General features: G+C 54.9%; 1 protein-coding gene. It reads right to left on the bottom strand.

Going from position 1 to position 255, the window contains the following annotated elements; genetic code table 11:
* A partial coding sequence (locus JNB91_RS30560) for an integrase core domain-containing protein (RefSeq protein WP_220329138.1) occupies window positions 1-255 on the bottom strand: 255 nt, incomplete at both ends.

The raw sequence follows: 255 nt of genomic DNA, 5'->3' as shown, positions 1-255 counted from the left end.
GAGGTGAGCGATATCCCAAAGCTTTGTGCGGGTGAAGCATGTTGTAATGCTCGAACCACAATGGCAGTTGGGCGATGACGGTTTTGGCGTCCGGAATGGAATTGACCGAGACGTAATCGCGCTTGAATGTCTTTACGAAGGCTTCAGCCATTCCGTTGGACTGTGGGCTGCGGACCGGCGTCGTGCGAGGCTCCATGCCGATATCCAGCAGCAGCGATTTCGTGCCTGACGCAATGAAGCACGATCCATTGTCAG

This window comes from Aliirhizobium wenxiniae, assembly GCF_019511445.1.
Taxonomy (GTDB): Bacteria; Pseudomonadota; Alphaproteobacteria; order Rhizobiales; family Rhizobiaceae; genus Neorhizobium; species Neorhizobium wenxiniae_A.
Note: the sequence above shows the minus strand (reverse complement) of the source record. Positions and strands in the feature narration are given on the sequence as shown.